Genomic DNA, 15,015 nt, shown 5'->3' with positions numbered 1-15,015 from the left:
GGTTGTATCACGAATGAATATATCACAAGGATTGCGGCAAGAAAGGGCGTTCATAGAAATCGGGAGAAACTCAAAATCCTCTGATCTGAAGCCTTTCGAAGGTTTCAGATCAGAGGGACAAGTCAACCCAAATAAAACTAAGTAAACCAGAAACGCGAATCCACACCCTTTTCTACGCTTACTTATCTCTTCACCACTTTACCACTAAAAACAAAAAACCTTGTAGAATCAGCTTCTACAAGGTTTTAATTACGTAAGAGTACTTTGTTTTACTCCTGATGGTGATCCCCCTGGTACAGAAATCAAACTTTCTCCTACACTGTATGCAAGCATTAGCGTCTCTAAGTCATTAAATTATCAGCGCCGATATATCGAAGCACACCTATTCTTATTCCAATATAAAACTTACCATTCTAATACGCCAAAATGTTATCAGGTGGTTAATCCTCTTTTATTCTGTTGATTAATTCACTTCTCCATGCCTGTTCATTTAATTTATCAGCCCAATGATAAAGGTATAATGACCATTATTCAACGGCAATAACAAGAAATTTATGAATGAAAAGGCTTACAAAGATTGGCTATTAGAAATAAAAAACAAAGTACGTCAAGCTCAACTAAAAGCGGTTGCCAATTTCAATATTGCTTTGATCGAGCTTTATTGGGAACTAGGGAAAGAAATTATTCTACGACAAACCGAATCAAAATGGGGGGACAACTTTCTGGAACAACTCTCCATTGATCTGAAGAAGAGTTTCCCGGAAATAAATGGCTTCTCGCGGAGAAATTTATATACGATCCGGCAATGGTACCTCTTCTTTTCACAAGATTTTGAATTTGTGCCACAGCCTGTGGCACAATTACCCTGGTCTTATCAACGACTCCTGATTTCAAAAATAAAAGAACTCAAAATAGCCGTCCAGTATGCGATGGCGACGCATAAAAATGGCTGGTCAAGGACGCAACTTGAAATTAACATCAAAAGTAATTATCATTTACGACAAGGAAAAGCGGATCACAACTTTGAATCAACCCTACCCAAACCGCAATCTGATCTGGCAGCTGAAAGCATTAAAGATCCCTATCATTTTGATTTCCTCGGATTAGAAGAAAATGCCAAGGAACGGGAAATTGAGCTGGCCCTTACACAGAAAATAACACATTTTATGCTAGAACTTGGGAAGGGGTTTGCTTTTGTTGGTCGTCAATATAAATTAGAAATCAGTGAGTCAGACTATTTTCTGGATTTATTATTCTACCACTTACACCTTCGTTGTTTTGTAGTTATAGAATTAAAGGCTGGAAAATTTCAACCAGAATATGCAGGCAAATTAAACTTTTACTTATCGGCAGTGGATAGCCAGTTAAAACATGCCACTGATGGCCCTTCAATCGGAATGATATTATGCAGAATGAAAGATAAAATAGAAGTGGAATATGCCCTGCGCGATTTGAATAAACCTATAGGTATCAGTTCCTTTGAACTCTCCGAAATTATACCAGACAACTTGAAAACTCAATTACCCACCATTGAAGAAATGGAAAGGGAATTAATAGATGAGTAAAAAAGCGTTCAAATAAAAAAGCGTGATACATTCTTTCGAATTGTATCACGCTTTTGTGATCCCCTTGGGACTCGAACCCAAGACCCATACATTAAAAGTGTATTGCTCTACCAACTGAGCTAGGGAATCGTTTCATTTAATGGGAGTGCAAAAGTAGTAATTTATTCAATACTTCCAAATTTTTTTTAAATAAAAGTATAACTCACATGCATACACGCTAATCAATATTGTATCTTCACTACCATGAAAACACCAAAAGAACTGCCGGAACTTGCCTTTGAAACCCAGGAGCAGTGGGAAGAATGGCTGAAACACCATCATACGCAAACAGACGGCGTATGGCTGCTCATCTATAAAAAAGGTAGCAACATCCCTTCCATTAATTATGCCCAGGCATTGGAAGAAGCACTCTGTTATGGATGGATAGATGGCATAAAAAAATCAAAGGACGAAGTATCCTTCATCCAGAAATTTACACCACGCCGTGCAAAAAGTATCTGGTCAGTAATAAATACCAAACATATAGAACGGTTGACTGCCGCCGGAAAAATGAAGCCGGCAGGCATCGCACAAGTGGAAGCGGCTAAAGCAGATGGACGATGGGGAAACGCGTATGTAGCAGGCAGCAAAGCCACTATCCCGGAAGACTTTATGGCTGCCCTGAACAAAAACAAAAAAGCAAAAGCATTTTTTGAAACCCTGAATAAACAAAATTTATTCGCTATCTATTTCCGGTTGCAGAATGCGAAAAAACCAGAAACCAGGGCCAAACGCATCGCCACTTTCGTTGAGATGCTGGCGAAACACGAAAAGTTTCATTAACCAGGCCGTTAAAATAAAACGGCCTGGTCGATTATAATTATATCATCCCATTGAGATGAGGGAGTGCGGCAGGAATGGCTTGCATTACCCGCCAATGTTCTGCCAGCAGATTATTTTTCATTCGGCAGATGTCATAAAATACAGTGGAAATTCCGCCCCAGGTTCCGGACGATTGCACCAACACAAAATCACCCTCTCCTATTATCCGGTGAATGCTCATCGGTCCCTGTTCCGCGAACTGTTTGTCCAGCCGGAATTGTAAAGGATCATGCGTAAGATAGTCCGGCGCCAGAAAAGCGGCAATGGGGTGGCGGAAAAAATTCGCTACCAGCATTTTATTCTCCTCTGTCTTTTCCAGATCACTGATGACAGTGGTCCCACCAGTCATCGTCATATCGCCGGGAGCATATACGGGTTGTTCCTGGGTGGCATCCCAGTGTTCAGCCAGCTTCCCCTCTTCGAGGCGATAAAGATCCACAATGGCCATTTTTTTGCCCATAAAGGCAACGTTCATATGCATCATCACGTAATCACCATCAGCAATGGTACGTATTACCGGTGATGGACTGTCGACCGGTGCAGGCGGCATTTGTTGCAAATGATGCAAGGCCGCCAGTAAACCGGCCTTCCCGTCTTTTACCATGGGACTATGCTGAATATAGGCGTCGTGCAAATAGGTGTCAATCAACGCCGGGTTCCGCTCTCCAATAAGATGTTTGAATGCTGCCAATACAATGGCTTTATTATTTACTGCTGTCATGTCAAAAGTTATTTAAGACGCAAAAGATTGCCTGTAGCGCTGTTGCACTAAAAAAATGAATGATATTATCCGGGGAAATTAGTGAAAGGAAACCCTGTTCCTTTCTGGGGAAAGCGGATTTTTGACAATCCTGATTTGATATGTGCAGATGATGATGATGATGATGATGTAAACTTACTTTTTTATCAGGAATAACAGCAGATTTGTTTTATCAGGATAAAAAAAGCGCATCCGATATGCGGATGCGCTTTGATTGCTTTATACATGCTGGAACTAGCCCATGGCATTACTGTAAATGCCATCAGCTTCATTTTTGGTTTTGCGTATATACTTACGCATGGTACCTGCCGATTCCTTCATGGCATCTTTGGCATCTTCCAATAGATTTTCTCCCTGATGACGTTTCTTGAGATACATTATAACCAGGGATGCTGCTGTACCAACAGCTGCTGCTGCAAACAATATCTTTTTCATATTTCAGGTTTTTAGTCTGAAAAGAGAAAACCAATAGTCATGCCAACAGCGGCATACACAACCGTTAATAGATTTCCTTGCCGAATGGTGTAAAGCAAAGGCTCATCAGCTTAAAATGCTGACGGGCAAAGGGAATGCCGATGATAGTGATAGCCAGCAACAACCCAAATCCCAGGTGCGCCAGGGCAATCCAGATTCCACCAATAAATATCCAGATAATGTTAAAAATGGTCGACAAACACCCGGTTTGTCCGGGTACGTCCCGTACATGCCGGCCAAAAGGCATCAGGGTAAAAAAACCGATCTTAAAACATTGGAGCCCAAAGGGAATGCCGATGATAGTCAAACAAAGTACCAGACCACTGACCATATATTGCAGGAATGTAACAAAGCCTCCAAAGATCAGCCATAGGATGTTGCCAATTAAATTCATACCCCAAATGTAAAAAGGAAGATGGATATTTAGAAAATACTTGATAACTTATCCCAAAAAATAAGTGTTTTCATGACAGAAAGGGCGTCATAACCTCAACGACATGGTTGGATTTTGTGTGAACAAAAAAGGAAAAAATCTCTTATCTATAAAAAACAAAAGACACACATGCAAACCATTCAATCAAAAACAATCGTGTTTATTACCGGCTGCTTCGTTCACAACAGCGGCTGGGATACCTGGAAAACCTTCTTCGAGCAAAGAGGCTATACCACACACGCCCCCGCATGGCCCTTTAAAGAAGCCCCTCCCGCCGTACTGAGAAGCAGACATCCCGATCCGGACATCGCTTCGCTACGCCTGGTACAAGTCATGGATCATTACGCCGATTTCATCAAAAAACTCCCGGAAAAGCCTATTCTCATAGGCCACTCTTTTGGCGGCCTGCTCACACAACTCCTGGTAAACCGCGACCTCGCCGCTGCCGGCGCTGTCATTCACTCGGTACCGCCACAGGGAATTATCCCCCTCAGCTTCTCCTTTTTCAAAGCCACCTGGGGGCCACTGGGATTTTTTACCGATGTCAAAAAATCATTCCTGATGTCACTCGAACAATGGCAGTATGCATTTACCAATGGCATGCCGCTGGAAGAACAAAAAGCAGCCTACGAAGCCAATTGCATCCCGGAGTCAAAACAACTTTCGAGAGATGGGTTAAGCAGCGCCGCTAAAATCGACTTCAAAAAACCACATGCGCCCCTCCTTTTCGTAGCAGGCGATAACGACAACATCATGCCCCAATCGGTCAACAGAGCCAACTTTGGCAAATATGCACAAAACAATGGCTCCATTACCGCCTGGAAATTATTCCCTGGCCGAAATCACTTTGTAGTCGGACTCCCCAACTGGCCAGAAGTAGCCACCTATATTGCAGACTGGATCGAGCAAAACTAACGAGACAAAATCATTAAGTATTCCCGACTTCTGCTACCACCCTGGTAGGCAGAAGCGGGAATTCCTGTTAAAACTACCTCCCCTCCGAACATTTGAATAGTAAATGTGTTCTTTAATCTAGACAATCTCAGTGCATTCCCTTTCCGGATAAATGAAATCGTGTACCTGTAATTATCAATCGTCGGGATAAATCAACCACCATGAGTCAATCATCCAATCGCACGCAATTCCAATTATAGCCGAAGTTATTTATCAACCTTCTAAAAAAATATGTATGTGGAAATGTCTACATTCCTGCAAACGCAGGGCTATCTCTTTGTACCTGCTTCTCTGCTGTACTGCCGCACTGGCGCAAAACATCAAAGTAACCGGTAAAGTCACCTCCACCAACAAAGAGCCGGTTCCCGGTGTATCCGTATTGCTGAAAGGCACCAAAACAGGCGCCATCACCGATGCCCTGGGTAGTTATACGATCAGCGTGCCGGGTACCGGCACCCTCGTATTTAACGCTATCGGTTTCAGCAGACAGGAAGTATCGGTCAACAATCAAACACTACTCAACGTCACGTTGGTAGAAGACAACAAACAACTCGGCGAAGTAGTGGTAACAGCGCTGGGTATCACCAAAGCAAAAAAGAGTCTCGGGTACGCCACTACCGAAATTAAAGGCGCCGACCTCGCCGTCACCAATGAGGTGAACCCGGTAAATGCCCTCCAGGGAAAAGTAGCCGGCGTTCAGATAGACCAGGGAGCCGGCGGGCTTTTTGGCAACAGCAAAATAGTGATACGCGGTAACTCCACCCTCAGAAGTAATAACCAACCCATTTTTGTCATAGATGGGGTGATCGTGGAAAACAATACGTTCAATGGTACAGGACGCGATTTTGGTAACGACCTGAAAAACCTGAACATGGAAGACTTTGAATCCGTCACCGTACTCAAAGGCTCCTCTGCCGCAGCGCTCTACGGTTCCCGCTCCATCAATGGCGTTATCCTCATCACTACCAAAAAAGGACGCGAAAGAAAAGGTTTAGGCGTGAACGTTAGTCAAACGTTTAATGTATTTAAACCCTACTCCGGCCCCGATTTTCAAAACGAATACGGTGGAGGAACAGTAGGCGCCTTTTATACCGATAGACGCGACCAGAACTATAAACCCACCGAAAACTGGAGAACAAAAGTATTTCCGATAGATCCCAATACCGGCAAACCCTATATCGATCAGCAAATAAACAGGGAACTCGAAAACTGGGGCCCACGCTTCACTGGCCAGGATGTCACCAATTATGACGGCACTCCCACCAAATATGTAGCGCAGCCCGATAACTTCCTGCAGGCATTTCAAAACGGTCATGGCTCTGCCACCAACGTTTCTTTAGATGGTGGCAACGAACGCTCCACTTTCCGGGTATCCTATACCCGCGATCAAAGTGAAGGCGTGGTATACGGAAACAGCATGCTCAAAAACAGTATAGACGCACACGTGACGCATGTAGTCAACAAATGGCTTAGCGCCGACGTCAGCGCCAACTACACCGATTTCTCCGGCAGAAATCCACCCCGGCTCGGTGGACTCGACGCCTTTGCCTCCTATAATTTTGGTAAACTATTTACCTGGCTGCTCCCCCGTAACTATGATACCAGGTACTGGATGCAGAAAGATAAATATACCAGCATCCTCGGCGGAACACCCAACCCGCAAAGCGCCGACGAACCCAATAAAGTACCGGAATCCCGCTTCTGGTTCAGCCTCTTCGAAAACGAATATCTGCAGAATGAACAAACCATCCGCGGTCGCATTGCCCTTACTGCTACCATCAACCCATGGTTAAGAGTGGTGCTGGAAGGTAATGTCAATAACCTCTATACCCGGAATGAAAATAAAGAACTGGGACAAGATCCTAATTTCGGCGGTGGCCTGTATGGACTCGGACATAGCAGCAAAGAAAGCTACTTCCTCAAATGGATGGCCATGGTGAACAGAACGCTGACGAAAGACCTGGACCTGAGCGGATATATTGGTGGAGAAACCCAACGCCTCCAAACGACTTACAACTATGATGTAACCGACGGCGGATTGAGTTATCCAGGCAATTACTTCCTCGCCAATTCCAAAAATAAACCCATCGCCACCGGTGGTCTCAGAAGCAAAAAGGCCATGAACTCTATTTATGCCAGCGCCGATCTGGCCTGGAAAAATCAATTGTTCGTACAGGGTACCTTTCGCGGCGACTGGTCCTCTGCACTTACTTATACCAATGGTACCGGTAACTTCTTCTACACCTACCCCTCTGTAAGTGTATCCTGGTTGTTTTCAGAAACCTTTAAAATGCCTGCCTGGATTAGCTTTGGTAAGTTGAGAGGAAATATCGCCTGGTTGGGTAACGATACCGATCCTTTCACCATCAACCCCGGATTTGCATTCAATGGCTACACACAATCCAATGGACTAGACCTACCTATTTCCACCTATAGCCGCTACCCCGATCCGCTGACCGGCAACATTATCGCCATTCAGCCCAACCTGAAATCAGAAAGAAAAATCGCGAAAGAACTGGGTGTGGAAATGCGCTTTCTCAAAAGCCGGATAGGCTTTGATGTATCTGTGTACCAGGACAACACCAAAAGACAGATCCTGAACATAGGCACCCCGCCTGAATCCGGACTGGAAGGTGTGATCATCAACGCCGGTAACATCCAAAACCGCGGTATCGAAGTAATGGTCGATGCAACACCCGTTAAAACAGATAACTTCGAATGGAACACCAATATCAACTACTCCCATAACAAAAACCTGATCGTAGACCTGGCCCCTGGCAGATCAGAATTTGATCTGAAAGCTAACATCGGAGAAATCAGCACCTGGGCAGTAGTAGGCAAATCTTACGGTACCCTGCGTACACTCATTCACTCAAAAGCCTACCAGGCAACGGATGCCAATGGCAACCCCATTGCAGATCCCAACAACGGTAAACCAGAACTGGCCTGGCGCTCAGATGGCCGCACCGGTTTCCCAGTTCGTAGCAATACCTTACAGGATGTAGGTGATATCAACGCCAAATTCCGCGCTGGATGGGGCAACACTTTCCGCTTTAAAAACATTACGCTGAATGTGTTACTGGATGGCAAATTCGGGGGAGACTTTGTACTCCTCACCTACCGCTATGGTACGCACACCGGCGTATTCCCTAACACCCTCGCGGGCAGAGACGCTGACCACGGTGGCATTACCTGGAAAAGCGGATACGATCAGGAAACATACGACGACGGACTGATACCCGATGGCGTATTTGCCAAAGGCCAGAAAATTACGCAGCCCAACGGCACACAGGTAGATGTAGGTGGTATGACCTATCAGCAAGCCTACGATAAAGGATATGTAGAACCCAGCCATGCGCCACAGTTCTATTATCGCTATGGCTCCTCCTCTACCGGCGTATCCGATTTCTGGATCAAAAAGAATTCATGGATTTCGCTGCGTCAGGTATCACTCGCCTACCAGTTCTCTCCAAAACTCTGTAAAAAAATGATGCTGAATAATCTCAGTGTTGCCATCATCGGACGCGATTTATTATACCTGTACAATTCACTGCCTTATAATTACAACCCTGCATCCAACAACTCCAACAATACCGCTTTCTCCGGAGAAGAAGGATTTCTGCCCATGGTACGCTCCATCGCAGGCACGATTCGCGTAGGATTCTAGGTAAAAATTGTACTTACTAAAAATAACGATCATGAAAAATATCATCACCCGATATACAAAATACTGTTTGCTACTGGCATTGCTCGGCACCAGCTCCTGCTCAAAAAACTTTGGAGACATTAACACCGATCCCAGCCTCGTAGCCAAACCAGATGTTAAATACCTCCTGAGCTATTCGCAGGATAAAATGATTACCTATCAGGGTACAGAATGGGTGTACGAAAGCATGGAACAACTGATGCGCTTCACGCAGTCCGTGACCACCAGCCCCTACGAAATCACCAGTAACGTAAACACCCGCTATAATAATTACTACCTGCAAATTCTGCCCAATCTCTTTGAAATAAGGAAACAGGCAGACCTGATGACCAATAAAGATCAGTACCAGCGAATTAAAGCTGTGACCTATGTGATGCAGGTGCTCCATGGCATTAAGGTGACAGACATGAATGGCTCGATTCCTTATTCACAGGCTATCCAGGGACGCTATGAAACCATGTATAGCCCTGTATTTGATGAACAACCGGCCCTCATCGACAACTGGCTTGCGCAACTGAATGATGCCATTAAAGTATTGTCAGATAACACCCTCCCTACTCAGATCGACTACGGAACTTCCGATATCTTTTATCAAAGCGACTGGGTAAAATGGATCAAACTGGCCAATACCTTAAAACTCCGGATCGCCGCCCGATTGGAAAATGCAGATCTTGCAAAATGCAAGACCGTTTTCCAGGAAGTGCTGAAAGACCCCACCGGACCTATTAACAGCGACGATTCACAAGTGAAATATCTTAACACCACCTATTCACCATTTGGTTCCAGCTCCGACGTAGACTATCGCAGCCGCCGGTATGCCAGTACCTCTATCATGACGTTCCTGAAAAAAAGTAACGATCCACGACTACCGGTATATTTTGAAACAAATGACCTCGTGGGTACCTTTAAGGATAGTCTCGCTTTTTACCATGTAACCCTTCCTGCCTTCATTGATCCCAATGATCCGTTGATCCGGTTCCAGGGAGGCCCCGCCGATTGGACCACCAATCCTACGGTTGCTGCTTACATAGGCAACTCCTTTAATATTGGTCCGTATACCAAATACAACCTGATATCCGCCATCAACCGGAAATTCTTTTCTCCTAAACTCAATAATGCCACAGATAATTTCCTGGATGTTTCTGTGACCTACGCAGAAACCTGCTTTTATCTGGCCGAGTTTATACAGAAAGGATATGCAGGTGGCATTGATACAAAAGGCACCGCGGAAGACTGGTACAAGAAAGGGATTACCACTTCTATTCAAACCAATAACGCCATTGCCATTGCAGCAGCATCGGGCACGGCTTACACCGGCACCGGCATCCCGGAAATTAACGCCTACCTGAATAATACCAACGTAAAATTCAATGGCAGCAATGATCTGGAGCGCATCTACATACAGGAATACCTGAGCATGTACCGGCAGCCCAATGAAGCATTTGTTTTTTGCAGACGCACAGGCTACCCTAAAAATACTTCTGCGTATTACGCCAGGGAAAACTTTAATGAACTGATCCCCCGCCGGTTCTGGTTATTAGACCCCGGAGAAGTAAACCGCGCTAACTGGAGCGCCGCCATGCAGCAGCAAGGCTTTACACCTAACGCGCAGGACTTGCCCACGCTTAGCACACAAAGAATCTGGTACGATAAAACGGCGCCGGATTTCGGCAAAGGACTGTAAAAGCAGAAGGCGTAAAGCATAAAGCAAAAAGCTATTGAAGCGAATGATCAACCGCTTCAATAGCTTTTTGCTTTATGCTTTACGCCTTCTGCTTACTTCAATAGCTTTTTGCTTTTTGCTTTTTGCTTTACGCCTTCTGCTTACTTCAATAGCTTTTTGCTTTATGCTTTACGCCTTCTGCTACTTCAATAGCTTTTTGCTTTATGCTTTACGCTTTCTGCTTCCCCAAAACCACCTGCACCACATCTTTACCATTCCAATCTTTCGCCAACACCACTTTTCCTTTATCCGTAACCGTTACCTTCAACTGTTTGCCCACACGCTTCACCTCAATATCCATATCGGCGCCAAATGCCCGGATATGCCGCAACGCCATATTATTCCAGGTGGCAGGTAAACGCGGACACATGTCAAACTGCCGCAATCCGGTAGGCACCATACCAAAAAGTCCTTCTGTAATCACGCGGCAATACAACGCACTCTCCGCAGAAAGATGCCGCTGATCTCCCTCCGGCCACGCCTCCACCGGGTACGGCACATGCGCTCCCAATAAACGCTGCCGCGTATAGTAAGCGAGATATTTCAAAGTGGTATCCGTAGCACCCCCAAAGAAAAGACCACGGAAAGCATATAATGTTGACCGATCCCAGAAAGTATGATCACCCGCCGCCGTGAGGATGCCATTGTTGGTCCACAAATAAGGAGATAACAATGCTTTCATCGTCGCATCGCGGCGTTCATTCATCCCCATTACCAGCGGCAAACAAATCCAGGAGCGCAGCACGGTATTCTCTTCGTAGTAACGATAAGTATCAAAACCCTGTACCGTATGACCGAAGAAATGTTCTATGTCAGCGCCCAGTTGTTTGGCACGTTGCTGATACAAGGCCGCCGTATCCCGGTCGCCCAGCACTGTTGCCAGATGGGCCGCACTCTGATACGCGCCGTAGGCCAGTGCGTTGGTAGATAAATTCGCTTTCCCCGCCGGAAACCGCCCCTCCAGTTCATCTGCATCAGAGGTGATGATGCCATCCGGTCTTTTGTGCAGCTCCAGGTACTGCAAACACCAGTTGATCAATGGGTATAACTGTTTTGCTATCGCAGTATCGCCCGAGGCCAGCGCAAAACGTGCCGCGCCATAGGCAATCATGGCCTGATCGCCGCGGTCGCCCGCACCGTTCCAGTATCCATCTCCCTCAGCAATTACAGAACTGGGAATAGGCTTGTAATCCTTATTCATGTAGCCGGCAAATAAACGGAAACTGTTCGCCGCCGATTCATTGCCATTAGCATTACCCAGAAATGGAAAAAACGGGTTGGCATATTCCGCCTGATCATTTGCCCAGATGGCAGCATAATAAGCGCCACCACCAGGCCCGTGCATCAAACCGGCTTTGGTATCATAAATACTTTCGGTAGCCCGGATCTTGGCAAAAGCAAAGCCCCGGTTAATGGTGTCATTAGGCGTTTCCAATACCAGGTTCTGCATCAGCTCCTGCACAAAAGCCGTTCTGCGCAACAACTCATACCCCGGCGAAAAATAATAGGCGGGCGTACTGATTTTGCGTGCAGAATAAATAATGGCCAACGAATGCTTCTCTCCGGGCGCCAGCTCAAAACTACCATAGCCGGTCACTTCCGAACGCAGCACATATACGCCATACACGCCTTTGTCCGCATCGGTATGCTGCTCACGCACCAAACTATCGATTTGTACATGACAAACACGGGGACCATTATTCACCAGTTCGCGTAACTGGATAAAACCGGCTTTGTCTACCGAAGGATATAATATATCCGTCACCGTTAGACCGGTATTACTGCGGGAATGTACCCGCAATAATCCCTTCAGATAAAAATCTGTTGGCAGTACTTTCAACGGCACACCATCGGCCGTAATAACCGGCAGTTCCGTACCATCAAAATTCGTTTTCAGACTGGCATGTGTATTATTGGGAATGGTGCGCAGCATAGGAAATACCAACTGCTTTTTTAACAACAGCTCCTGCTGATCATTGGTGCCATAGGTGATAATAGCGGAAAGCTGTTTACCACTCATTTCAATATGATCCGTATGCGCCGGCGAGGCTTGTACGGTCCAGCGGATGCCGCCATCCGATGCGAACGCCCAGCGCGGCAATTGTGCGCCCACATGTCCGGTAATACATAACCAGCCTGCAACGGCCAGCAAAAATCTGATGGTCTTCATGTATCAATTTGGTTTTAAAAAACGGGGGCAACAATGGATAAAAGTAATTATTAATAGCCGGGATTTTGCACCAACTCGCTATTTTTGTTCATCTCCTCTTTAGGTATAGGGAACAGGTAGTTATTCACGTTAAATTTCCGGTCCTGTAATGTTTTGTAAGTATAAATAAATGTACCATCGGCCTTCTTTTCAATACTTACTCTCTTCAATGGTAAATTATCTGTTACCTCTGCTATTTTCCAGCGGCGCACATCAAAAAAGCGATGGCCTTCAAAACACAGCTCAATGGCTCTTTCATGATAGATCCGGTCTCTCAGCGCCTCACCGGTGGCGGTAACCTCCGGTAATTGTACACTGGCACGGGAACGTAACAGGTTCACGTACTTACGGGCGGTGACTTCATCGCCCTGCTCAAAAGCCGCTTCGGCGTAGTTGAGATAAATTTCTCCGAGTCGGAAAATGATCCAGTTCTGCCCACTGCCTCCAAAGATGTTGGCATTGGCTTCATCGGCATATTTACGCCAGTTATAACCGGTAAAACTGGCATTCCAACTGTCTACGTTGCTTTGAGGACTATCCATGCCGCCGGTAAAGTATTCTACCGTACGGCCTTTGAAAGGAGCACCATTAAATAAAATGTTGGCATAAAAACGTGGATCACGATTGTCATACGGATGCGTGGCATCATATCCCGACGTCGCATCGGTAATCATTTTACCACTCTTCATTTCGAAAGCGTCCACCATATTCTGGGAAGGCACATAGGCGGAATAACCGTGAGATCCGTTGGGATAAATATAAACATCTATGGAGTTATCCCCATAGGTCGCATTCATACCGAAAGATAAAATCGCTTCCGGTGTTTTCTTATCCAGGAAAATCTGTTTGTAATCTGCCCGCTGATCCAGCTGATACTGCCCGGTGCCTGCCAGGTCAATCACTGCCTTGGCGGCATCTCCGGCCAGTTTCCATTTGGCTTTATCGTTGGTGGGATTATTCAGCTTACTCGCGGCATACAGCAACGCCCTGGATTTGAAGGCCAGCACGGCTCCCTGGGTTACACGACCTGTGTTGGTGGAGTTATAGGTCAATGGCAATAAGGGAAAAGCATCATCCAGTTCTTTGATCACAAAAGCCATTACCTCGTCGTAAGTATTTCTTTTTACGGTAAAACTCTTGTCGGCAATGGTATAGGATTTGGTAATCAATGGTACGCCACCATAGCGGGTTAACAGATCAAAGTAACACCAGGCCCGGATAAACTTCATTTCACCCGTTAAACGATTTCTCAGGCTTTCATCTCCCTTAACACCTGCTATTCTTTCAAAAAATATATTACAACTGCGGATGTATACATAATCATCTGTCCAGTTATCCAGGCCAACATAATCTGGTGTAATCTGGCCCAGGTTAAAGCGGAACTCTCCTTCATAATTCCAGTGGTCATACCCTTCATCGGAAGCGCCGGAAAGACCGGTAGTACTGGCTTTGGAAGAGTTATCAATAAAATGTGGTAAAATCCAGTACCTCGAATTCACATAGGCTTCCACCAAACGTAGGTCGGACCACATCACCTCATCTGAATAACTCATGGGAGGCTGTTTATCCAGTATGTCCTTATTACAGGCAGATAGTCCCATACATACACAAAAGCCGCCCACAAAAAGTTTATATATCGTATTCTTCATGATTGCTGATTAAATAATGATTACAAAGAAATATTCACACCCATGTTAAAGATCCTCGTTTGAGGATAATAGTTACCCGTTACGTTATTCAGTTCAGGATCATATTTCTTGACATGACTGAACACCGCGAGATTAAACCCATTGGCATATACTCTCAGGTATTGCAATTTTAAACGGGATAGAAAAGTAGCCGGGAAAGTATAGGATAATTCCACTGTTTTAAGACGCAGGAAAGAAGCATTCCTCAACCAGAAATCAGACTGCCGGTTAGTGATATCATTGTCGCGATCAAAAGAGGCGGGCATGCTACCATTAGGATTGGCGGCGGTCCAGCGATCTTCGTACATCCATAACGGTGGTGTTAACGATCCCCCGTTCTGAGAAGGCAGGATCAGCATTTTAGCGCCACCCTGTCCCTGCCACAAAATATTTAAACCAATGCCTTTGTAGTTAGCACCCATCGTAATACCGTAAATGCTGGTAGGGTTGGTACTTTCAAATACCCTTACCTGGTCATCGGAGGTAATTTTTTTGTCGTCGTTTACATCTATATAGCGGATATCACCCGGTTGTGTACCTGCCGGATGTATAGATGCATCAATTTCAGCCTGCGTATGGTAGATGCCTTCTGTTTTATAGATCAACCAGGAATTCATCGGATGGCCGGTGACCCTTTGCCAT

General features: G+C 45.5%; 10 protein-coding genes, 1 tRNA gene and 1 pseudogene. 5 read left to right on the top strand and 7 right to left on the bottom strand.

Going from position 1 to position 15,015, the window contains the following annotated elements:
- The first annotated feature begins 554 nt into the window (after positions 1-554).
- Positions 555-1,565 (top strand): PDDEXK nuclease domain-containing protein, encoded by a 1,011-nt coding sequence (locus tag VIP81_RS11160; protein WP_331959956.1) that lies wholly within the window; start codon positions 555-557, stop codon positions 1,563-1,565.
- A 56-nt stretch (positions 1,566-1,621) separates the two neighbouring features.
- On the opposite strand, the gene VIP81_RS11155 is transcribed toward VIP81_RS11160, so the two are convergent.
- Positions 1,622-1,694, bottom strand: a tRNA-Lys gene (locus VIP81_RS11155).
- A 114-nt stretch (positions 1,695-1,808) separates the two neighbouring features.
- Between VIP81_RS11155 and VIP81_RS11150 the strand changes: the two genes are divergently transcribed.
- Entirely contained in the window at positions 1,809-2,387 is a 579-nt protein-coding gene (locus VIP81_RS11150) for a YdeI/OmpD-associated family protein (RefSeq protein ID WP_331959953.1), read from the top strand.
- Between the two features lie 37 nt (positions 2,388-2,424).
- Here VIP81_RS11150 and VIP81_RS11145 read toward each other — a convergent pair whose 3' ends face one another.
- The 3 genes from VIP81_RS11145 to VIP81_RS11135 form a co-directional block, all read right to left on the bottom strand.
- Positions 2,425-3,147 carry a nuclear transport factor 2 family protein gene (locus tag VIP81_RS11145; protein ID WP_331959950.1) on the bottom strand — a complete coding sequence of 241 codons (723 nt, stop codon included), beginning with the start codon at positions 3,145-3,147 and terminating at the stop codon, positions 2,425-2,427.
- 273 nt (positions 3,148-3,420) lie between these two features.
- Complete coding sequence (locus VIP81_RS11140; protein ID WP_331959947.1) at positions 3,421-3,621, bottom strand: hypothetical protein; 201 nt, start codon at positions 3,619-3,621, stop codon at positions 3,421-3,423.
- A 64-nt stretch (positions 3,622-3,685) separates the two neighbouring features.
- Positions 3,686-4,054, bottom strand: coding sequence for a YccF domain-containing protein (locus VIP81_RS11135; protein WP_331959944.1), 369 nt, complete (start codon positions 4,052-4,054; stop codon positions 3,686-3,688).
- 168 nt (positions 4,055-4,222) lie between these two features.
- Here VIP81_RS11135 and VIP81_RS11130 point away from each other — a divergent pair, with 168 nt between their 5' ends.
- The 3 genes from VIP81_RS11130 (at position 4,223) to VIP81_RS11120 (ending at position 10,437) form a co-directional block, all read left to right on the top strand.
- Complete coding sequence (locus VIP81_RS11130) at positions 4,223-5,008, top strand: alpha/beta hydrolase (protein ID WP_331959941.1); 786 nt, start codon at positions 4,223-4,225, stop codon at positions 5,006-5,008.
- A 274-nt stretch (positions 5,009-5,282) separates the two neighbouring features.
- On the top strand, positions 5,283-8,714 hold the full coding sequence (locus VIP81_RS11125; protein ID WP_331959938.1) for a SusC/RagA family TonB-linked outer membrane protein: 3,432 nt from the start codon (positions 5,283-5,285) through the stop codon (positions 8,712-8,714).
- A 31-nt stretch (positions 8,715-8,745) separates the two neighbouring features.
- A complete protein-coding gene (locus VIP81_RS11120; RefSeq protein ID WP_331959935.1) occupies positions 8,746-10,437 on the top strand; it encodes a SusD/RagB family nutrient-binding outer membrane lipoprotein in 1,692 nt (563 codons plus the stop codon).
- Positions 10,438-10,645: 208 nt separating this feature from the next.
- Here VIP81_RS11120 and VIP81_RS11115 read toward each other — a convergent pair whose 3' ends face one another.
- The 3 genes and pseudogenes from VIP81_RS11115 to VIP81_RS11105 all read right to left on the bottom strand — a co-directional run.
- A complete protein-coding gene (locus VIP81_RS11115; RefSeq protein WP_331959932.1) occupies positions 10,646-12,646 on the bottom strand; it encodes a hypothetical protein in 2,001 nt (666 codons plus the stop codon).
- A 50-nt stretch (positions 12,647-12,696) separates the two neighbouring features.
- Complete coding sequence (locus VIP81_RS11110) at positions 12,697-14,334, bottom strand: RagB/SusD family nutrient uptake outer membrane protein (RefSeq protein ID WP_331959929.1); 1,638 nt, start codon at positions 14,332-14,334, stop codon at positions 12,697-12,699.
- Between the two features lie 20 nt (positions 14,335-14,354).
- Positions 14,355-15,015: pseudogene (locus VIP81_RS11105) on the bottom strand (SusC/RagA family TonB-linked outer membrane protein); the annotation flags it as partial.

The organism is Chitinophaga sp. (assembly GCF_036566945.1).
Classification (GTDB): Bacteria; Bacteroidota; Bacteroidia; order Chitinophagales; family Chitinophagaceae; genus Chitinophaga.
This window is presented reverse-complemented; position numbering and strand designations above follow the sequence as displayed.

Excerpts from the sequence above, each read along its gene's own strand:
- VIP81_RS11145 (WP_331959950.1), bottom strand. The coding sequence starts at position 3,147 with ATGACAGCAGTAAATAATAAAGCCATTGTATTGGCAGCATTCAAACAT.
- VIP81_RS11140 (WP_331959947.1), bottom strand. The coding sequence starts at position 3,621 with ATGAAAAAGATATTGTTTGCAGCAGCAGCTGTTGGTACAGCAGCATCC.
- VIP81_RS11115 (WP_331959932.1), bottom strand. The coding sequence starts at position 12,646 with ATGAAGACCATCAGATTTTTGCTGGCCGTTGCAGGCTGGTTATGTATT.
- VIP81_RS11160 (WP_331959956.1), top strand. The coding sequence starts at position 555 with ATGAATGAAAAGGCTTACAAAGATTGGCTATTAGAAATAAAAAACAAA.
- VIP81_RS11110 (WP_331959929.1), bottom strand. The coding sequence starts at position 14,334 with ATGAAGAATACGATATATAAACTTTTTGTGGGCGGCTTTTGTGTATGT.
- VIP81_RS11125 (WP_331959938.1), top strand. The coding sequence starts at position 5,283 with ATGTGGAAATGTCTACATTCCTGCAAACGCAGGGCTATCTCTTTGTAC.
- VIP81_RS11120 (WP_331959935.1), top strand. The coding sequence starts at position 8,746 with ATGAAAAATATCATCACCCGATATACAAAATACTGTTTGCTACTGGCA.
- VIP81_RS11130 (WP_331959941.1), top strand. The coding sequence starts at position 4,223 with ATGCAAACCATTCAATCAAAAACAATCGTGTTTATTACCGGCTGCTTC.
- VIP81_RS11150 (WP_331959953.1), top strand. The coding sequence starts at position 1,809 with ATGAAAACACCAAAAGAACTGCCGGAACTTGCCTTTGAAACCCAGGAG.
- VIP81_RS11135 (WP_331959944.1), bottom strand. The coding sequence starts at position 4,054 with ATGAATTTAATTGGCAACATCCTATGGCTGATCTTTGGAGGCTTTGTT.